The organism is Microbacterium sp. NPDC056234, assembly GCF_042267585.1.
Taxonomy (GTDB): Bacteria; Actinomycetota; Actinomycetes; order Actinomycetales; family Microbacteriaceae; genus Microbacterium.
Window position 1 is genome coordinate 63,634 of sequence record NZ_JBHJTE010000006.1, and the last position, 19,912, is coordinate 83,545.

At 67.2% G+C, this 19,912-nt stretch carries 18 protein-coding genes; all 18 read left to right on the top strand.

Translation table 11 applies throughout. The features are described 5' to 3' along the window. Positions 1 to 5: 5 nt before the first annotated feature. Positions 6 to 1,421: a UDP-N-acetylmuramoyl-tripeptide--D-alanyl-D-alanine ligase gene (gene murF / locus ACFCYE_RS15945; protein ID WP_376180300.1), complete on the top strand. Its 1,416-nt coding sequence runs from the start codon at positions 6 to 8 to the stop codon at positions 1,419 to 1,421. Next, complete coding sequence (gene mraY, locus ACFCYE_RS15950; protein WP_376180302.1) at positions 1,418 to 2,530, top strand: phospho-N-acetylmuramoyl-pentapeptide-transferase; 1,113 nt, start codon at positions 1,418 to 1,420, stop codon at positions 2,528 to 2,530. The genes murF and mraY overlap by 4 nt, the downstream gene beginning before the upstream one ends. After that, positions 2,523 to 4,058 carry a UDP-N-acetylmuramoyl-L-alanine--D-glutamate ligase gene (murD, locus tag ACFCYE_RS15955; RefSeq protein WP_376180304.1) on the top strand — a complete coding sequence of 512 codons (1,536 nt, stop codon included), beginning with the start codon at positions 2,523 to 2,525 and terminating at the stop codon, positions 4,056 to 4,058. Before mraY ends, murD begins: the two co-directional genes overlap by 8 nt. Beyond that, positions 4,027 to 5,226 carry an FtsW/RodA/SpoVE family cell cycle protein gene (locus ACFCYE_RS15960; protein ID WP_376180305.1) on the top strand — a complete coding sequence of 400 codons (1,200 nt, stop codon included), beginning with the start codon at positions 4,027 to 4,029 and terminating at the stop codon, positions 5,224 to 5,226. The genes murD and ACFCYE_RS15960 overlap by 32 nt, the downstream gene beginning before the upstream one ends. Further along, positions 5,223 to 6,302 carry a glycosyltransferase gene (locus tag ACFCYE_RS15965; protein WP_376180307.1) on the top strand — a complete coding sequence of 360 codons (1,080 nt, stop codon included), beginning with the start codon at positions 5,223 to 5,225 and terminating at the stop codon, positions 6,300 to 6,302. The genes ACFCYE_RS15960 and ACFCYE_RS15965 overlap by 4 nt, the downstream gene beginning before the upstream one ends. 12 nt (positions 6,303 to 6,314) lie before the next feature. Next, a complete protein-coding gene (gene murC / locus ACFCYE_RS15970; RefSeq protein WP_376180309.1) occupies positions 6,315 to 7,715 on the top strand; it encodes a UDP-N-acetylmuramate--L-alanine ligase in 1,401 nt (466 codons plus the stop codon). A 3-nt stretch (positions 7,716 to 7,718) separates the two neighbouring features. Continuing rightward, on the top strand, positions 7,719 to 8,663 hold the full coding sequence (locus ACFCYE_RS15975) for an FtsQ-type POTRA domain-containing protein (protein ID WP_376180311.1): 945 nt from the start codon (positions 7,719 to 7,721) through the stop codon (positions 8,661 to 8,663). Between the two features lie 200 nt (positions 8,664 to 8,863). Further along, entirely contained in the window at positions 8,864 to 10,009 is a 1,146-nt protein-coding gene (ftsZ, locus tag ACFCYE_RS15980; protein WP_376180313.1) for a cell division protein FtsZ, read from the top strand. Between the two features lie 19 nt (positions 10,010 to 10,028). Beyond that, on the top strand, positions 10,029 to 10,706 hold the full coding sequence (locus tag ACFCYE_RS15985) for a YggS family pyridoxal phosphate-dependent enzyme (RefSeq protein WP_376180315.1): 678 nt from the start codon (positions 10,029 to 10,031) through the stop codon (positions 10,704 to 10,706). Positions 10,707 to 10,746: 40 nt separating this feature from the next. Next, positions 10,747 to 11,226: a cell division protein SepF gene (locus ACFCYE_RS15990; RefSeq protein ID WP_376180317.1), complete on the top strand. Its 480-nt coding sequence runs from the start codon at positions 10,747 to 10,749 to the stop codon at positions 11,224 to 11,226. A 46-nt stretch (positions 11,227 to 11,272) separates the two neighbouring features. Beyond that, positions 11,273 to 11,542: a YggT family protein gene (locus ACFCYE_RS15995; protein WP_376180605.1), complete on the top strand. Its 270-nt coding sequence runs from the start codon at positions 11,273 to 11,275 to the stop codon at positions 11,540 to 11,542. Between the two features lie 125 nt (positions 11,543 to 11,667). Further along, positions 11,668 to 12,276 (top strand): DivIVA domain-containing protein, encoded by a 609-nt coding sequence (locus tag ACFCYE_RS16000; RefSeq protein ID WP_376180319.1) that lies wholly within the window; start codon positions 11,668 to 11,670, stop codon positions 12,274 to 12,276. A 9-nt stretch (positions 12,277 to 12,285) separates the two neighbouring features. Beyond that, positions 12,286 to 12,960, top strand: a complete 675-nt coding sequence (gene lspA, locus ACFCYE_RS16005) for a signal peptidase II (RefSeq protein ID WP_376180321.1) — start codon at positions 12,286 to 12,288, stop codon at positions 12,958 to 12,960. Positions 12,961 to 12,962: 2 nt separating this feature from the next. Continuing rightward, positions 12,963 to 13,883, top strand: a complete 921-nt coding sequence (locus tag ACFCYE_RS16010; protein ID WP_376180323.1) for an RluA family pseudouridine synthase — start codon at positions 12,963 to 12,965, stop codon at positions 13,881 to 13,883. Positions 13,884 to 13,987: 104 nt separating this feature from the next. Beyond that, on the top strand, positions 13,988 to 14,575 hold the full coding sequence (locus ACFCYE_RS16015) for a GNAT family N-acetyltransferase (RefSeq protein ID WP_376180325.1): 588 nt from the start codon (positions 13,988 to 13,990) through the stop codon (positions 14,573 to 14,575). A 31-nt stretch (positions 14,576 to 14,606) separates the two neighbouring features. Then, positions 14,607 to 15,212, top strand: a complete 606-nt coding sequence (locus ACFCYE_RS16020; protein WP_376180327.1) for an RNA polymerase sigma factor — start codon at positions 14,607 to 14,609, stop codon at positions 15,210 to 15,212. After that, positions 15,187 to 16,236 carry a hypothetical protein gene (locus ACFCYE_RS16025; protein WP_376180329.1) on the top strand — a complete coding sequence of 350 codons (1,050 nt, stop codon included), beginning with the start codon at positions 15,187 to 15,189 and terminating at the stop codon, positions 16,234 to 16,236. The genes ACFCYE_RS16020 and ACFCYE_RS16025 overlap by 26 nt, the downstream gene beginning before the upstream one ends. Positions 16,237 to 16,294: 58 nt before the next feature. Continuing rightward, positions 16,295 to 19,813 (top strand): DNA polymerase III subunit alpha, encoded by a 3,519-nt coding sequence (gene dnaE / locus ACFCYE_RS16030; protein WP_376180331.1) that lies wholly within the window; start codon positions 16,295 to 16,297, stop codon positions 19,811 to 19,813. Positions 19,814 to 19,912 lie beyond the last annotated feature (99 nt).

The following is a 19,912-nucleotide window of genomic DNA, read 5'->3' on the forward strand; positions in this document are numbered from 1 at the left end:
AAGTCATGATCGCCCTGTCGCTCGCCGAGATCGCCGCTGTCCTGAAGGGGGAGCTGCGTCTGTTCGGAGACCACACCGCGGACACCGTCGTCGACGGCATCGTCGACACGGACTCCCGGCAGATGGGCCCTGGCACCATCTTCGTCGCCAAGCCGGGTGCGACGACCGACGGTCACGCCTTCGTCGGGAAGGCCGCAGAACAGGGCGCCGTACTGGCGATCGTCGAGCGGACCGTCGAAGCACCGATCAGTCAGATCGTCGTGCCCGACGCCGTCGCCGCACTGGCCGACCTGGCCCGCGAGGTCGTGGCGCGCGTGCGCGCCCTCGGCAGCCTGCAGATCGTCGGCATCACCGGGTCCAACGGCAAGACCACGACCAAGAACATGCTCGCGCGCATCCTCGAATCGGACGGCGAGACCGTCGCGCCGATCAACTCCTACAACAACGAGGTCGGCGCCCCTGTCACGATGCTGCGCGTCACCGGCGACACCCGTTTCCTCGTCAGCGAGTTCGGGGCCAGCGCCCCGGGCCGGATCGCCCACCTCGCCGGACTCGTCGAGCCCGACCTCTCCATCGTGCTGATGGTCGGCATGGCGCACGCCGGCGGGTTCGGTGGTATCGAGGAGACGGCCAAGGCCAAGGCGGAGCTCGTCACGGCGACGCGGCCGGGCGGTACGACGATCCTGAACATCGACGACCCCCGGGTGGCAGCCATGCGTCCGGCGGCCGAGGAGCGCGGGATCACGGTCATCGGCTTCGGACAGGCCCCGAGCGCCGACGTCCGCGCGAGCGGCGTCGAGGTCTCGGCATCCGGCACGCGCTGTGTCATCGAGATCGACGGCGAGCCGGCGCACCCGCTGGCGCTGCAGGTCCTCGGTGCGCACCATGTCTCGAACGCCCTCGCCGCGATCGCAGCGGCAAGGGCGCTAGGCGTCCCGACCGCGACAGCGATCGAGCGACTGCAGACTCTCGAGATCGCGGAGCGCTGGCGGATGCAGCCGATGGGCAACGATGATGTCCGCATCATCAACGATGCGTACAACGCCAGTCCGGACTCGATGGCCGCGGCTCTGCGCACCCTCGCACAGATCACCGGTCCGGATGAGCGCACGGTCGCCGTCCTCGGCGCCATGAGCGAACTCGGTGAGAGTGCGGGGGAGGAGCACGATCGGATCGGGCTGCTCGCGGTCCGCCTCAACATCCGGCGCATCGTCGTCGTCGGTCCGGAAGCGCGTCGGCTGTACATCTCCGCCATCGGAGAGGGATCCTGGGACAGCGAGGCGGTTCACCTGCCCGACCAGGATGCCGCCTACGAATACCTGAAGAACGAGCTGCGCACGGGGGACCGCGTGCTCGTGAAGTCATCCAATTCCGTGGGGCTCCGGCACCTCGGTGATCGTCTGGGAGAATTGTTCTCGTGAGGTCCCTGCTTATGGCGGCGGCGATATCGCTCGCCTTCACACTCTTTCTGACTCCGGTCTTCCTGCGGCTGTTCCGCAAATGGGGCTGGGGGCAGGTGATCCGCACCCCTGACGCGATCGAGAATCCGAGCCACGAGGCCAAGCGCGGCACACCCACGATGGGCGGCGTGATCTTCATCGTCGGCACGATCGTGGGCTACTTCACCGGCATCTATGCAGGGGGCAGCGAACCGACCCTCTCGGCGATGCTCGTGCTCTGGCTCATGGTCGGGTTCGGGGCCGTCGGATTCATCGACGACTTCATGAAGGTGCGCTCCCAGCGCAGCCTCGGTCTGTCCGGCTGGCGCAAGATCGTCGGCCAACTGATCGTCATGATCCCGTTCGGCATCTTCGCGCTGCAGTTCCCCAACGACTTCGGCAATACTCCGGCCAGCGGCTACGTCTCGCTGTTCCGTGACATCCCCTGGCTCAACCTCATGGCGGGCGGCGTCGTGCTCGGCTGGGCGCTGTACCTGATCTGGATCTCCGTCATCGGTGTCGCGACCTCCAACAGCGTCAACCTCACCGACGGTCTGGACGGTCTCGCCGCCGGCGCCGGCGTGTTCGTCGTCGGCGCCTACAGCCTCATCGCCTTCTGGCAGTTCAAGCAGGTCTGCGGCGAGGGCGTCGACCCGTCGGTGCTGTCCGCCTGTTACGAGGTGCGCGATCCGTTCAGCCTTGCGATCGTCGGTGCCTCGTTCGCCGCCGGACTCATCGGATTCCTGTGGTGGAACGCGCCCAAGGCCAAGGTCTTCATGGGCGACGTCGGTTCGATGGCCATCGGCGGCGTCATCACCGCCATGGCGATCCTCAGCCGCACCGAACTGCTGCTGTTCGTCATCGCCGGCGTCTTCGTGCTGTCCTCCGGATCCGTCATCCTCCAGCGCGTCTACTTCAAGATCACTCGAGGAAAGCGGCTGTTCCTCATGAGCCCGTTCCACCACCATCTCGAGATGCGCGGTTGGCCCGAGGTCACGATCGTCGTGCGCCTGTGGATCATCGCGGGTCTGCTGGCGGTCTCGGCCGTCGGCCTGTTCTACGTCGAGTGGTTGAGCCAGGTCAATGGCTGACGCCCGCCTGGACGCCCTGACCAGCTGGCACGCCGACTGGAAGGGCCTGCGTGTCGCCGTCCTCGGGCTGTCCGTCACCGGGTTCTCGGTCGCGGACACGCTCACCGAACTGGGCTCCGAGGTCCTCGTTCTTTCCGAGAGCGCGAGCGAGGAGTACGAGCGCCTGGTGCCGGTGATCGGCGCGGCGCTCGAGATCGGCCCGCTGTCCGAGGTTCCGGACGCCCTGCGCGAGTTCGACCCTGAGGTCGTCATCGCCTCGCCGGGCTTCTCGCCGTTCCACCCCGTGATCCGCTGGGTCCAGGACGCCGGTATCGCGCTGTGGGGGGACGTCGAGCTCGCCTGGCGCGTGCGCGACAAGGTCGTGCGTCCGGATGGCGCACCGGCCGACTGGGTGCTCATCACCGGGACGAACGGGAAGACCACGACGACGCAGCTCACCGCGACGCTTCTCGTCGAGGGAGGCTTGCGTGCGGCACCGTGCGGCAACATCGGCATCCCGGTTCTGGATGCCGTGCGCGACCCTGCCGGGTTCGACGTGCTCGTCGTCGAGCTCTCCAGCCATCAGCTCTGGTATCTCGGGCAGAGCTCGCGCGCAGCCGAGTTGTACCCCTATGCAACGGTCTGCCTGAATCTCGCCGACGACCATCTGGTCTGGCACGGCAGCGCTCAGGCGTATCGGGATGCGAAGGCCATCGTCTATCGCAACACCCGCGTCGCGTGCGTGTACAACAAGGCGGATGCTGCGACCCGCATCATGGTCGAAGAGGCCGATGTCGTCGACGGTGCGCGCGCGATCGGATTCGATCTGGGCATCCCGGGTCCGAGCGACTTCGGCATCGTGGAGGGAATCCTCGCGGATCGTGCGTTCCTCGACGACCGCGCCAACAGTGCGTTGGAGCTGACGACGCTGGACGACCTGGAGCAGGCAGGCCTCTCGGCACCGCATGTCGTTCAGAACATCCTCGCCGCGAGCGCACTGGCGCGATCTCTCGGCGTCGAACCCGACGCGATCGGGCGCGCACTGGGCGCGTTCCGCCTGGACGCGCACCGCATCCAGGTCATCGCACGGCACCGGGGCATCACCTGGGTCGACGATTCCAAGGCCACCAACCCGCACGCGGCCGCTTCGTCGCTGCGTGCATACCCCGGTGCCGTCTGGGTCGTCGGCGGTGATCTGAAGGGCGTGGACATCGCGGACCTCGTCGCGGACGTCGGCCCGACAGCCGCCGCGGCCATCGTCATCGGCGTCGAGCGGGCGGAGGTCGTGGCGGCATTCGCACGACACGCGCCAGCGGTGCCGGTGTTCGAGGTGGTCACTGGCGACACTGGAGAGGTCATGAACCGCGTCGTGGAGATCGCGAGCGGGATCGTCGATGGGGAGGGCACGGTCTTGCTGGCCCCCGCCGCGGCATCCTTCGACCAGTTCTCCAGTTACGCGGATCGTGGCCACCGTTTCGCCGAAGCGGTGCAGGGATGGATCGATCGGGGGAGCGCCGATGACGCAGGTGGCTCGCCCGAAGCGCACTGAGCCCGGTTCCGGTCTCGCCGCTCGAGTCTCCCTGGGGCGACTGCTCACGCCGCCGTCGACCGAGTTCGTGCTCATCACCTCGGCGGCACTGCTGCTGACGGTCTTCGGACTCGTGATGGTCGTCTCGGCCACCGCTGCCGTCGAGAGCGGCACGATGACCACGGCGATCAAGCAGGGCCTTTTCGCGCTGGTCGGAATCCCGCTGATGTTCGTCGTGAGCCGGATGCCGATCGCCTGGCTGAAGAAGCTCGCGTGGCCGGCGTTGATCGGGGCCACTCTCCTGCAGCTGCTGGTGTTCACGCCGCTGGGCGTCGACTCCGGCGGAAACCGCAACTGGATCGAGGTCGCCGGCTTCACCCTGCAGCCCTCGGAGTTCCTCAAGCTCGCCCTCGCGCTCTGGATCGCCTACGTGCTGCTGCGCAAGCAGACCAGACTCGCCGTATGGCACCACGTGTTCATCCCCGTGGTCCCCGTCTCGGTGCTCGTGATCGGCTCCGTCATGGCGGGGGAGGACCTCGGCACGGCGATGGTGCTGGTTCTCGTGCTGCTCGCGTGCCTGTTCTTCTCCGGTGTCAAGCTGCGGCTGTTCATCCTGCCGCTCCTGGCCGGCGCCGGTGCCGTGCTGTTCTACGCGCTCTCCAGCGATAACCGCATGCGACGGATCACGGCGCTGTGCGCGAACGTCGACCCGGCTGTGGACCGCGCGACGTTCGACGACATCTGCTACCAGGCCATCCATGGATTCTGGGGTATGGCCACCGGCGGGATCTTCGGGCTGGGGCTCGGCAACTCGCAGGAGAAGTACGGCTGGTTGCCTGCCGCGGCCAACGACTACATCTTCGCCATCGTGGGCGAGGAGCTCGGTCTCATCGGCGGCATCGTCGTCATGGCGCTGTTCACCGTGTTCGCGATCGGCGCGTTCCACATCATCCGCAAGACGGACGACCCGTTCATCAGGGTCGCAGCCGGCGGGATCACGGTGTGGATCATCGGTCAGGCGCTCATCAACATCGGCGTCGTGATCGGCGTCTTCCCGGTCATGGGCGTGCCGCTGCCGTTCATGTCACAGGGCGGCACCGCGCTCCTGTCGGTGCTGCTCGCATGCGGTGTACTGCTGGCATTCGCGCGCACGATCCCCGCAGACGGACGGGGTAAGGTCACCAGGTGACCACGTACCTGCTCGCCGGCGGAGGAACCGCCGGACACGTCAACCCCCTGCTCGCCGTGGCCGATGGCCTGCGTCTGAGGGACTCCGATTCCGATCTCCTGGTGCTCGGCACGGCCGAAGGGCTCGAGGCGCGGCTCGTGCCGGAGCGCGGGTACGAACTGCTCATCGTCGACAAAGTGCCGTTCCCTCGGCGTCCGAACAAGCAGGCGGCCTCGTTCCCCGCGAAGTTCCGCCGGGCAGTGCGCCAGGTGCGCGAGCACATCCGCAGCCGCGGCGTCGACGTCGTGATCGGGTTCGGCGGCTATGCGGCCGCGCCGGCGTACATCGCGGCCCGTCGTGAAGGAGTGCCCTACGTCGTGCACGAGGCCAACGCGAAGCCCGGCCTCGCGAACAAGCTGGGTGCGCGTCGCGCGGCATCCGTCGGTGTCGCCTTCGACGGCACACCCATGCGCGGCGCCGAGGTCGTCGGCATGCCGTTGCGCCGCGAGGTCATCGAGCTCGACCGTCAGGCCGCCCGCGCGGAGGCGGCTGAGGTGTTCGGTCTGGATGTCGACCGCCCCGTCCTGCTCGTCTTCGGAGGATCGCTCGGGGCCCAACGCCTGAACGATGCGCTGGGCGACTCCTGGCAGAACGTGCTGGATGCCGGATGGCAGCTGCTGCACGTGACGGGGGAGCGCAGCGACCTCGCGGACCCCGGCGTGCCCGGCTACGCCATGCGCCGTTACATCGACCGCATGGATCTCGCGTTCGCGCTGGCGGATCTCATCGTGTCGCGCTCCGGGGCCGCGACCGTCAGCGAGATCAGCGCCCTCGGCATTCCTGCGCTGTACGTGCCCTATTCGGTCGGCAACGGCGAGCAGCGGCTGAACGCGGCTTCCGCTGTCGCCGCCGGCGCTGCGGTCCTGCTCGATGACGCCACGTTCTCCGGTGAGACCGTGCGGTCCACGGTCGTGCCGCTGCTCGCGGACCGGGGTCGCATCGCCGCCATGGCCGCCGCCGCCGACCGCGTCGGAACGCGCGCCGGCACGGAGAACGTGATCGCGTTGATCGACCGCGCTCTCACGGCGCCGAACTAAACTGAGAACGACATGATCAGACCTGACCTCACCCTCCCGATTCCGGACTCCATCACCGCCGCGCACTTCATCGGCATCGGTGGTTCCGGTATGAGCGGACTCGCGAAGATGTTCCTCGATGCCGGCATCCGGGTGTCCGGTTCCGACCGTGCGGACAGCGCCGCACTGCGTGCCCTCGCGGATGCCGGGGCGACGGTTCACGTCGGCCACGACGCCGCCCAGCTCGGCGACGCGGACACTGTGATCCACACCGGAGCGATCTGGCCGGAGAACCCCGAGTTCGTCACCGCCAAGGAGCGCGGTCTGCATGTCATCCACCGCTCGCAGGCGCTGCACTGGCTGATCGGCTCGCGGCGCCTCGTCTCGGTCGCAGGCGCACACGGCAAGACGACGTCGACGGGAATGATCATCACCGCTCTGCGTGAGCTCGGCGCCGACCCGAGCTTCGTGAACGGCGGAGTCATCGAGCAGCTCGACACCTCCAGCGCCACCGGTTCCGATGAATTGTTCGTGATCGAGGCCGATGAGTCGGACGGAACGTTCCTGCTGTACGACACGGCGGTCGCCCTCATCACGAACGTGGATCCGGACCACCTGGACTTCTACGGCTCCGATGAGGCGTTCCACGACGCCTTCGTGCGGTTCGCGGATGCCGCGACCGAGGCCGTCGTGATCTCCAGCGACGACGCGGGGGCGCTTCGCGTCGCGGCCGGAATGTCGCACCCGAAGGTGATCACGTTCGGGCTCGCAGCGGATGCCGATCTCCGGATCAGCGACATCGACACCACCGGACCCGTGTCGGCCACTCTCACACGCGGCGGCGAGTCCGTGCGGCTCGCGCTGGCAGTCCCCGGAGCGCACAACGCGATCAACGCCGCCGGCGCCGTCGCGGTGCTGCAGGCGCTCGGATACTCGCTTTCCGACGCCTCCAGGGCGCTGGAGGGCTTCGCCGGCACCGTGCGGCGTTTCGAACTGCACGGCACCGAGCGCGGTGTCAGCGTGTTCGACGACTACGCCCATCACCCGGCCGAGGTTCAGGTGGCGCTCGCGACCGCCCGCAGCGTCGTGGGCAGCGGACGCGTCATCGCGATCCAGCAGCCGCACACCTATTCGCGCACGCAGCACATGTTCCGCGAGTTCGCAGACGTCCTCGAGCAGGGCGCCGACCACACGGTGATGCTCGACGTCTACGGTGCCCGGGAGGACCCGGTGCCCGGTGTCACGGGCGAACTGGTCAGCGGAGCGTTCGCCGACCAGGGCAATGTGCACTACGTCGCCGACTGGCAGGAGGCCGCCGACTACACCGCGAGCATCGCGCGCGATGGCGACTACATCATCACGCTCGGTTGCGGCAACGTCTACCAGATCATTCCGCAGGTGCTCGACTCTCTTCGACGGACGTCAGAGGACTGACGCATGCGCCGGCCAGCGCCCCTCCCGGTCGCACCGGACGAGCAGCCGTCCGACGAGCGGCCGCCGCGTCGCGGTCGCGGTATCCGTTCCCGTGACGAGTCGCCGGATGCTGTCGTCACGTCGCTCGCAGGGGGCGACGGCGATGGCGACCGAGCAGACGATGCGGAATCAGGCATCCAGGTCGCGGACGAGCCGCTGCTCACCCAGCGCGACGTCTGGCGCGCCGCACGTGCGCGCCGCAAGGCGCTCAAGAGCGAGATCCGCCGGTTCACGCAGCGCTCGCGCCGCCGCCGGATGATCTGGCTCGGCACATTCGGGGCGCTCGTGCTGCTGATCGGCGGGACTGCACTGGCCGCGTACAGTCCGCTGTTCGCGGTCGAGAAGGTGACGGTCATCGGTGCATCCTCGCTCGATCCGGCCCAGATCGAGGCGGCACTGTCGGACCAGGTCGGTACGCCGCTCGCGCTGGTCGACGCCGGTGAGGTCAAGGCCGCGCTCATCGCATTCCCGCTCATCGAGACCTACGCGCTCGAAGCCAAGCCGCCGCATGAGCTGACGGTGCGGATCGTGGAGCGCACGCCCGTCGGCGTGCTCTCATCCGATGCGGGCTACACACTGGTGGATGCCGCAGGAGTCGCCCTGACGACGACCGACGCTCAGCCGGCAGGACAGCCGCTGCTGGAGATCGAGGGGGGCACGGATTCCGCGGCCTTCGAATCCGCGGGGCTCGTCGTGCGATCGCTCCCGGCCGATCTGCGCTCCCAGCTCACGCGCGTCGAGGCATCATCGACGGACGACGTCGCGCTCACGCTCGGCGAGAAGAGCGTGATGTGGGGGAGCTCGGAGGAATCGGCGGAGAAGGCGCTTCTGCTGGTCCGGCTCATCGCGGCCAACCCGGACGCGAGGTCGTTCGACGTGTCCACTCCGGACGTCGGAGTCGTCGGCTGAGCCCCATCGGGGAGCCCTGGCGAACTCCGCAAGGACACGATTGCCAGACACGCCCGTGTCGCTGCGCGCGCACGCCGAATCGGCGCATACCTTCGATCAAGAGAACGCAATACCGGGAAATACTTTACACCTCTAGTTGAGGTTTAAGGTTCACACACTCTTTGAACAGATTTTCAGGCTCGACATATCGGAGGCCGGCCATGAGCCAGAACCAGAACTACCTCGCCGTGATCAAGGTCGTCGGCGTCGGCGGTGGCGGTGTCAACGCCGTGAACCGCATGATCGAACTCGGCCTGCGCGGTGTCGAGTTCATCGCTGTCAACACCGACGCGCAGGCGCTGCTGATGAGCGACGCCGACGTCAAGCTCGACGTGGGGCGTGAGCTCACCCGCGGCCTCGGCGCCGGAGCCGACCCCGAGGTCGGCCGCCGTGCCGCCGAGGACCACGCCGAAGAGATCGAACAGGCGCTCACCGGAGCCGACATGGTCTTCGTCACCGCAGGCGAGGGCGGCGGCACCGGCACCGGTGGCGCTCCGGTCGTCGCCCGGATCGCGAAGTCGATCGGCGCACTGACCATCGGTGTCGTCACGAAGCCGTTCTCGTTCGAGGGCCGTCGTCGTCAGAGCCAGGCGGAGGCCGGCGTCTCCAAGCTGAAGGAGGAGGTCGACACCCTCATCGTGGTGCCGAACGACCGACTCCTCGAGATCAGCGACCGCGGTATCTCGATGATCGAGGCGTTCGCCACTGCGGACCAGGTGCTGCTCGCCGGTGTGCAGGGCATCACGGACCTCATCACGACGCCTGGTCTCATCAACCTCGACTTCGCCGATGTCAAGTCGGTCATGCAGGGTGCGGGATCGGCGCTCATGGGCATCGGCTCGGCGCGTGGCGCTGACCGTGCGATCAAGGCTGCCGAGCTCGCGGTGGAGTCGCCGCTTCTCGAGGCGTCCATCGAGGGTGCGCACGGCGTGCTGCTCTCGATCCAGGGTGGCTCCAACCTCGGCATCTTCGAGATCCACGACGCCGCAGACCTGGTCAAGGAAGCCGCTCACCCCGAGGCCAACATCATCTTCGGTACCGTCATCGACGACACGCTCGGCGACGAGGTGCGGGTGACCGTGATCGCCGCCGGATTCGACAGCGGCGAGCCGTCGCTGCGACTGGACCCGACGTTCCTGTCCCGTCCGGAGCCGCTGACCGAGCAGACGGTCGCCGAGGAGAAGAGCATCGAGGTTCCGGTTGTCGAGGAGAAGCGGGAGCCCGTCGCTCCCATCTCGGCGACCAGCAGCTACGAGCCCGCCTTCGCGGACGACAACGACCTCGACATCCCCGAGTTCCTCAAGTGACCTCCCGGGCATCCGAACGATGAGCCTGGCAGCACGGCTGTCGGCGATCGATGAGCAGATCGCCGACGCCGCGCGTCTGGCCGGACGGGATGCCGGTGAGCTCACGCGCATCGTCGTGACGAAGTTCCACCCGGCGTCCCTGGTGTCGGATCTCGCGGCGCTCGGTGTGACCGACGTCGGGGAGAACCGCCAGCAGGAGTTGACGGCGAAGCGGACGGACCTCGAGGACCTTCGGGTGCGCTGGCACTTCATCGGCCAGGCGCAGACGAACAAGGCGGCCGCCATTCGGCGCAGCGCCGACGTGGTGCATTCCGTCGATCGCGACCGTCTGGCCGACGCGCTGCACCGCGCTGCCGAGTCCGATGACGTGCTGGACGTCCTCGTGCAGGTCAACCTCACGCAGGATGCCGGTCGCGGCGGAATCTCGCCCGAGAGCGCTCTCGCCCTCGCCGATCACATCGCGGAGCTGCCCTCTCTGCGGCTGCGCGGCGTCATGGCCGTCGCGCCGCTGGATGAAGAACCCGCTTCGGCCTTCGCCCGCCTTCGGTCGGTCGCGGATGCCGTGCGAGCGCAGCATCCGGACGCGTCCTGGATCTCGGCCGGCATGACCGCCGATTTCGTTCCGGCGATCGATGCCGGCGCGACACACCTGCGGATCGGCTCCGCAATCACCGGTCCTCGCCCTGTGCGGGGATAACCTCGAACCAGACCAGCCCCGATAGTTTCCGGAGGACACGATGGGAAACCCACTGAAGAAGACCATGGTGTATCTCGGTCTCGCCGATGAGGAAGAGGCCTACGAGGACCAGCCGTCTCAGGCTCCTGCTCGTGCACACCGCGAACGCGACCGTGAGGTCGTCGAGGAGCAGGCGCCGGCACCGGTGACTCCGCTGCGCAGGCCGGTGGCCGTGCGTCAGCCGGCTGCGGGGACGGTGAACGAGATCCTCACGGTGCACCCCAAGCAGTACCGCGATGCGCAGCTGATCGCGGAGAGCTTCCGCGAAGGCATCCCGGTGATCATCAACCTGTCGCAGATGTCGGATGCCGAGGCCCGTCGCCTCATCGACTTCGCGAGCGGTCTCTCCCTCGGCCTGTACGGCCGGATCGAGCGGGTCACCTCGAAGGTGTTCCTGCTGTCGCCGGAGAACATCGCGGTGTCCGGCCACGGCGGTATCGCACACGCGGACGTCGAGTCCGCCGCTTTCGACCACGCATAGCCCCGTGGGTTCGCTGGTCTCTGTCATCGCCGGCATCGTTCATCTGATGCTGTTGATCTACATCTTCGTGCTCTTCGCACGGCTGATCCTCGACTACATCCCGCTCTTCAATCGGGAATGGCGTCCCAAGGGCTTCGGCCTGGTCGCCGCCGAGGCGGTCTACACCGTCACGGATCCGCCGATCCGCTTCTTCCGTCGGATCATTCCGCCGTTGCGGATCGGCGGCCTGTCGCTGGACTTTGGGTTCGCGCTGACGATGTTCGTCGTGCTGATCCTGATGGCCATCGTGCGCGCCATCGGTGGCGCCGCCGGCTGAGCACACGTGCCCCGGAGTGAGCGTCCGCCGTCGCGGCGATCAGATCCGGGGACTATGCTTGGCTCCCAGGTGCGCCCCCAGGGTCCGCGCCAGATCCACAAACTCATCGAAAGAGGAGCCTACCCATGGCACTGACCCCGGATGACGTCGTCACCAAGCAGTTTCAGCATGTCCGTTTCAAGGACGGCTTCGACCCCGACGAGGTGGATGACTTCCTCGACGAGATCGTCGTCGAGTGGCGCAAGGCTCTCGAGGAGAACACGGAGCTGAAGGCCAAGCTCGCGGCTTACGAGTCCGGTGAGAAGGCGCCCGAGGCCGCTGTCGTCTCCGAGGTTCCTGCTCCCGCCGCCGCAGCGCCGGCTCCGGTCGAGGCTCCCGCACCCGCTCCGGCAGCCGCCCCCGTCGCCACCACGACGACCGCCGGCATCATCGAGCTGGCCCAGCGCCTGCACGACGAGCACGTCGCCGAGGGTGAGACCAAGCGCGCTCAGCTGATCGCCGAAGCCGAGACCGAGGTCGAGAAGATCCGCAGCGAGGCCGCGGCCAAGCAGCGTGAGGAATCCGCTCGGCTCGAGCGCGAGCGCAACACGCTCGAGGCCCGCATCACCGAGCTGCGCACGTTCGAGCGCGATTACCGCACCCAGCTGCGCGGATACATCGAGGGCCAGCTGCGCGACCTCGATGAGAAGTCGGCGTCGACGGACTCGACGCCGGTCTCCGCCATCGGTCTCTAAGGCATCCTCTTGTCAGGACGTCGTCCCCTTCGTCGGTCGGCGGCCGGCGCGATCGTCGCGATTCTCGCGATCATCGTGCTGGCCGCCGATCAGTATGTGAAGTACCTCACCGTCGAGAACCTGCCTTACGGGGAGCCCGTTCCCGTGTGGGGGGAGTTCCTTCAGCTGCTCTATGTGCGCAACCCCGGTGCCGCATTCTCGATCGGTTCGGACCACACCTGGATCTTCACGATCGCGCTCTCGGTCGTGGGCGCAGTCATCATCTGGAAGGCGCTCGGGCTGCAGTCGCGGCTCTGGGCTGTCGTGCTCGGGTGCCTGCTCGGTGGCGTACTCGGCAATCTCGGTGACCGGTTCTTCCGCGCGCCCGGCTTCGCCAGAGGCGAGGTCGTCGACATGATCTCGATGCCGTGGATGATGCCGGCGATCTTCAACGTCGCGGACATCTTCATCGTCACCGGCATGATCTCCGTGGCGCTGCTCGTGGTGCTCGGACTGCGTTTCGACGGCACGCGCGAGCGCGACCACCTCGAGGCCGAGAAGGTCGCCGCTGCGGAGCAGGCTGAGGCAGAGGCCCAGTCCGTCGACGCGGAACCTCTCGATGCAGCCCCCGCGGAAGCGGGGAGCGCAGCGGTCGCCGAGGACGGTGCCGCAGGGCGCCCGGCATCCTCCGGCGCGGCATCCTGATCGTGGAATCCCGACACCTCCCGATCCCGGACGGACTCGACGGCGTGAGAGTCGACGCCGCGCTGGCGAAGATGCTCGGCTTCTCCCGGACGTTCGCCGCCGACGTCGCCGAGGCCGGAGGCGTCAGCGTCGACGGCGTGACGCTGGGCAAATCCGATCGGCTTCGTGCCGGGGGATGGCTGAGCGTCGAATGGCGGCCGAAGGAGGAACCCCGGATCATCCCGGTCGATGTTCCCGAGCTCGGCATCATCCACGACGATGACGACATCGTCGTCGTCGACAAGCCCACCGGTGTCGCGGCGCACCCGTCGCTGGGGTGGGAGGGGCCCACGGTCCTCGGCGCCCTCGCGGGCGCGGGGTTCCGCATCGCGACCAGCGGCGCGGCCGAGCGAGCCGGAATCGTGCATCGGCTGGACGTCGGCACGAGCGGTCTCATGGTCGTCGCCAAGACCGAGCGCGCGTACACGCTGCTCAAGCGCGCCTTCAAGGAGCGCACGGTCGACAAGATCTACCACGCCGTCGTGCAGGGGCATCCGGATCCGCTGGCGGGGACGATCGATGCACCGATCGGGCGCCATCCGAACCACTCCTGGAAGTTCGCCGTCACGCCTGAAGGCAAGGACTCGGTCACGCACTACGAGACGCTCGAGGCGTTCCCCGGTGCCTCGCTGCTCGAGATCCACCTCGAGACGGGGCGGACCCACCAGATCCGTGTGCACATGGCTGCGCACCGGCATCCCTGCGTCGGCGATCCGCTCTACGGAGCCGACCCGACGACGGCCGCGCGGCTGGGCTTGACGAGACAGTGGTTGCACGCCCACAGGCTGGCGTTCGCGCACCCCGGTACGGGGGACTGGGTCGAGTTCGAGTCGCCGTATCCGGCTGACCTGGCCGGGGCTCTGGAGATGCTGCGCGGCGACTGACGCCGCGGTCCCGCGGCATCGCCCGAAGTGTGAGCGGGTCTCCTGATCCCGGGCTCGACGCAACACAGAGACCGGATGTCCGCGGCATCCGGCACACTGTGGGCATGAGCATCGACGTGCGCCCCGCGACCGTCTTCGATGACGTCGCCACGCTTGTGGGGCCGAAGAAGCCGACATCGAACGTGTGCTTTTGCCTGAGCTACCGGATCGGCAACAAGGAGAATGTCGCGCTGAAAGGCGAGGCGCGGGCGAAACGCGTACGGGAGCTGTGCGAGTACGATCCGCCGCCCGGCGTGATCGCGTACCTCGACGGCGAGCCCGTCGGGTGGGCTGCGCTGCATCCGCGGCGGGACACGAGCTTCGCGCGCAACCGGTTGATCCCACACGTGGACGAACTCGACGTCTGGTCGCTGTGGTGCTTCCGTGTGCGACCCGGGTACCGCAAACAGGGTGTCTCGCACGCGCTGATCGAGGGTGCGGTCGCGTACGCGCGCGAGCGCGGGGCGCCGGCGATCGAGGGCTATCCCGTCGACAACGACGGGGCGAAGGTGAATCTCACGATGGCGTACGTGGGAACGCGGGCTCTCTTCGAGAGCGCCGGGTTCGAGATGGCGGCCGAGACAGGCTCCGTGCTCGACGGCTTCCCGCGGGTGCTGATGCGGCTGGATCTGACCGATTCGAGGGATTCGTGAACCGAATCGCTATGGGCGAGCAATACCCAGTGTGAGCACAGACAGCGAGATCATCCAGCGGTCGCTCGACGAACCAGGAGTCTTCTCCGAGATCTTCGAGCGGCACGTCCGTCCCGTCGGCGGTTACATCCGGCGACGGATCGGGGCGGATGCCGTCGACGATGTCCTGAGCGAGACCTTCCTCGTCGCGTTCAAGCGCCGGGCAGCGTTCGATTCGGCGTGGGAGTCGGCGAGGCCGTGGCTGCTGGGGATCGCGACCCGCGTGGTGAAGAGTCACCGTACGGCCGAGGCCAGGCAATGGCGTTCGTTCGAGGCGTCGGCCGGTGCGGTTGCCGTGGCCGCAGAACTGCCGCACGCGGCATCCGATGCCCGGATGGATGCGGATGCCGCGCTGACAGCGCTGGCGCCGCGGATAGCTGCTCTGTCGGCGAAGGACCGCGACACGCTGCTGCTTCACGCCTGGGCGGATCTGACCTACGAGCAGATCGCCGAGGCGCTGCGCGTGCCGGTGGGGACCGTGCGGTCCCGGTTGAACCGCGTCCGTCGCAAGCTCGCACCGCCAGGTTCGCATTCCGCGACCCGGCTGACCTGGATGGTGAAGGAGGAGACCGATGCTGCTTTCGGAACGAATTCGTGAGATCGGGGCCGACGGGGCCCGAATCACCGAGGAGAACGTCCGCGTCGCACGCCAGGCGCTGACGCGCGAGATCGCGCGCAGTGCGCGGTCGGAGCGTGCGCGGCGGCGACGGCGCGCATGGGCGGGAATCGGCATCGGGGGACTGGTCGCCGGTACCACGGTGACCGCGATCGTCGTCGGGTCGGTGTTGGCGCCGGTCGAAGCACCGAGTGCCTCCGCGGCCGAGGTGTTGAACCAGGCGGCTGAGGCGACTCTGACCGCCGCCGTGCTGGATCCCCGGCCCGGGCAGTACATCCGGATCCAGGAGGTGTCGACGCAGCGACTCGGCTGGCGGGTGGATGAGTCGAGCCCCGACGGAGGGTACTGGGACAGCAACGACTCGGCGACCACGGCCGTGGTTCGTCAGGCGCGATCGATGTACGTCCCGGCGGATCGCTCGGACGACTGGGTGCAGGACTACAGCGAATCGGCGGAGCTTCTGGAGATCGATGGGCCCGACGCGGCCGTGGCCGAGGAAGGGCTCGATCAGCTCGAGTTCACCGTTCGGGTGGAGGTATACCCCGGGGGGATGTACAGCGTGACCGGTGTCGGAGCGGAGGGCGTCGAATCGGAGGACGTCCACACGTTCTCACGCAACCCGCTCGCGTGCTACTACGACGAGATGCCGCGTGACCCGGGGGCGCTCGTCGACTGGCTCGACGACTCGTCCTACGAGTACCTGTCGGACTGCCCGCCGCCGAGCCTCGGCGACCCCATCGGATTCAACCTCGCTCCGGCCGACCTCCGCGCGGTGATGTTCCAGGCGCTGGCACTCGTGCCCGGGGCCCACGTCGAGCGCGTCGAGGGCGACATCACCACGATCGCCTTCCCCGAAGGCGGTGAGAGCGCCTGGATGGAGACGGTAGACGTCGATACAGCGCAGGGTCTGATCGTCGGCCGCGGAAACGCCAACGACGACCGCTGGTCCAGTCGGATCCATGTGACGATCGTCGACGAGATCCCGGCCTCCGTTCCCATTCCGTAGACCGTCATTCGGCCCGGCATCGGATCCGGATGTCGGGGCCAGCTCGTAGACTCGAAGCATGGCATCCGACTCCTTCGTGCACCTCCACGTCCACAGCGAGTACTCGATGCTGGATGGTGCTGCGAAGATCGCTGCGATGACTCAGGCTGCCGCGGATTACGGCATGCCGGCCATCGCCGTCACCGACCACGGCAACACCTTCGCGGCGTTCGAGTTCTACCGCGCGGCCCAGAATGCCGGCGTCAAACCGATCATCGGTCTCGAGGCGTACGTCACCCCCGGCACGCACCGCAGCGACAAATCTCGGGTCCAGTGGGGATCCCCTGATCAGAAGAGCGACGACGTCTCCGGCTCCGGCGCGTACACCCACATGACGATGTGGAGCCAGAGCACCGAGGGCATGCACAATCTCTTCCGGCTCAGCTCCCGATCCAGCATGGAGGGGTACTACTTCAAGCCGCGCATGGATCGCGAACTGCTGCAGACCTACGGCAAGGGACTGATCGCGACGACGGGCTGCCCCTCCGGCGAGATCCAGACGCGCCTGCGTCTCGGCCAGTATGACGCGGCACGCGCCGCCGCGGCCGAATTCCAGGACATCTTCGGCAAGGAGAACTACTTCGCCGAGATCATGGATCACGGCCTTTCGATCGAGCGCCGGGTCATGACCGACCTTCTTCGCCTGTCGAAGGATCTCGGGATCCCGCTGGTGGCGACGAACGACTCGCACTACACGCACCAGCACGAGGCCGACGCGCACGCGGCGCTGCTGTGCGTGCAGTCGGGCTCCACGCTCGACGACCCGAACCGCTTCAAGTTCGACGGCGACGGCTACTACATCAAGACCGCAGCCGAGATGCGGCAGCTGTTCCGCGACCACCCGGAGGCATGCGACAACACGCTGCTCATCGCAGAGCGCTGCGAAGTCGAGTTCAACACTTCCGCGAACTACATGCCGCGGTTCCCCGTGCCGGACGGCGAGACCGAGGACAGCTGGCTCATCAAAGAGGTCGAGAACGGCCTGCACTACCGCTACCCGAACGGCATCCCCGACAAGGTCCGCAAGCAGGCCGAGTACGAGACCGGCATCATCCTCCAGATGGGCTTCCCCGGCTACTTCCTCGTCGTCGCCGACTTCATCAACTGGGCCAAGGACAACGGCATCCGCGTCGGTCCAGGGCGTGGTTCCGGTGCGGGATCCATGGTCGCGTACGCGATGAAGATCACCGATCTCGATCCGCTCGAGCACGGCCTGATCTTCGAGCGCTTCCTGAATCCCGACCGCGTCTCGATGCCCGACTTCGACGTCGACTTCGATGACCGTCGCCGCGGCGAGGTCATCGAGTACGTGACCGAGAAGTACGGTTCGGAGCGCGTCGCCCAGATCGTCACGTACGGCACCATCAAGTCCAAGCAGGCGCTGAAGGATGCCGGACGCGTGCTGGGTTTCCCGTTCAGCATGGGCGAGCGCCTCACGAAGGCCATGCCGCCTCCCGTGATGGGCAAGGACATGCCCCTGGACGGCATGTTCGACTCCGCGCACCCTCGCTACAAGGAAGCCAGCGAATTCCGTGCGCTCATCGAGACCGATCCAGAGGCGAAGACCGTCTTCGACCGCGCACTCGGCCTCGAGGGTCTGAAGCGCCAGTGGGGCGTGCACGCAGCCGGCGTCATCATGTCCTCCGAGCCGCTGCTCGACATCATCCCGATCATGCGCCGGGAGCAGGACGGGCAGATCGTCACGCAGTTCGACTATCCGTCGTGCGAGACGCTCGGCCTCATCAAGATGGACTTCCTGGGGCTTCGCAACCTCACGATCATCTCGGATGCGCTGGACAACATCCGCCTGAACAGGGGAGAAGAACTCGATCTCGAGCACCTCACGCTCGACGATCGCGGTGTGTACGATCTGCTCGGCAAGGGCGACACGCTCGGGGTGTTCCAGCTCGACAGCCCGCCGCTTCGGTCACTCATGCGCCTGATGAAGCCCGACAACTTCGGCGACATCTCGGCCCTCATCGCCCTGTATCGACCGGGGCCGATGGGTGCGAACTCCCACACGAACTACGCGCTGCGCAAGAACGGGCAGCAGCCGATCACACCGATCCACCCCGAGCTCGAAGAGCCGCTCGCCGAGATCCTGCAGGAATCGTACGGCCTGATCATCTATCAGGAGCAGGTCATGGCCATCGCACAGAAGGTCGCCGGCTTCAGCCTCGGCCAGGCGGACATCCTCCGCCGCGCGATGGGTAAGAAGAAGAAGTCCGAACTGGACAAGCAGTACGAGGGCTTCTCCGGCGGTATGAAGGAGCGCGGGTTCGGGGAGGCTGCGATCAAGGCGCTGTGGGACATCCTGCTCCCGTTCTCCGACTACGCGTTCAACAAAGCCCACTCCGCGGCATACGGACTCGTCTCGTACTGGACCGCGTATCTGAAGGCGCACTATCCCGCCGAGTACATGGCAGCGCTGCTCACGAGCGTCGGTGACTCCAAGGACAAGATGGCGCTGTATCTGAACGAGTGCCGCCGCATGGGCATCCGCGTGCTCCCGCCGGACGTGGGGGAGTCGATCAACTTCTTCGCCGCCGTCGGCGAGGACATCCGCTTCGGCCTCGGCGCTGTGCGCAACGTGGGCAGCAACGTCGTCGACGGGATCGTCCAGTCGCGCAAGAAGGAGACCTTCTCCTCGTTCCACGATTTCCTGCACAAGGTTCCCCTGCACGTCGCCAACAAGCGGACCGTCGAATCGCTCATCAAGGCCGGCGCCTTCGACTCGATGGGCGACAGCCGCCGGGCGCTGATGGAGGTCCATGAGGATGCCGTCGAGGCCGCCGTGGATCGCAAGCGCAACGAGGCCCAGGGCGCGATCGGATTCGACTTCGACAGCCTCTACGACGATATGGAGGAGGCTGCTCCGGCCAAGGTGCCAGAGCGCCCGGAGTGGACCAAGAAGGACAAGCTGGCGTTCGAGCGCGAGATGCTGGGCCTGTACGTGTCCGACCACCCCCTCGCCGGACTCGAAGTCCCGCTCGCCAAGCATGCGTCGATCTCCATCCACAACCTGCTCTCGTCGGAAGACCTGCAGGACGGCGACCAGGTGACCGTCGCGGGCCTCGTGACCAGCGTGCAGCACCGCGTCGCGAAGGCCAGCGGCAACCCGTACGGCATGATCACCGTCGAGGACTTCAACGGTGAGGTCACCGTGATGTTCATGGGCAAGACGTACACGGAGTTCCAGCATGTGCTGCAGCAGGATGCGATCCTCGCCGTACGCGGGCGCGTATCCCGACGCGACGACGGACTCAATCTGCATGCGCAGTCCGCGTTCGCGCCCGACGTCGGCTCGTTCGATGCGGCGGGGCCCCTGTCGCTCGTCGTGGCCGAGCAACGTGCCACGGAGCGCGTCATGAATGACCTGGCCGACGTGCTCCGACGTCACAACGGCGACACCGAGGTGATGCTCCGAGTGCATCGCGGGCGGACCGCCAAAGTCTTCGAGGTGCCCATGCCGGTGACGGTGTCGGCCGACCTCTTCGGAGACCTGAAGTCGCTGCTGGGCCCGGCCTGCATCGGCTGAGCCTTCATGAGAAAGTCATGACGGTTGTGATCTCGATAAGGGGTGCCCGAGCCCTCGCAGGTAATATCGGGACCCGTTAGGGGCGTCGGCCGGCATGGC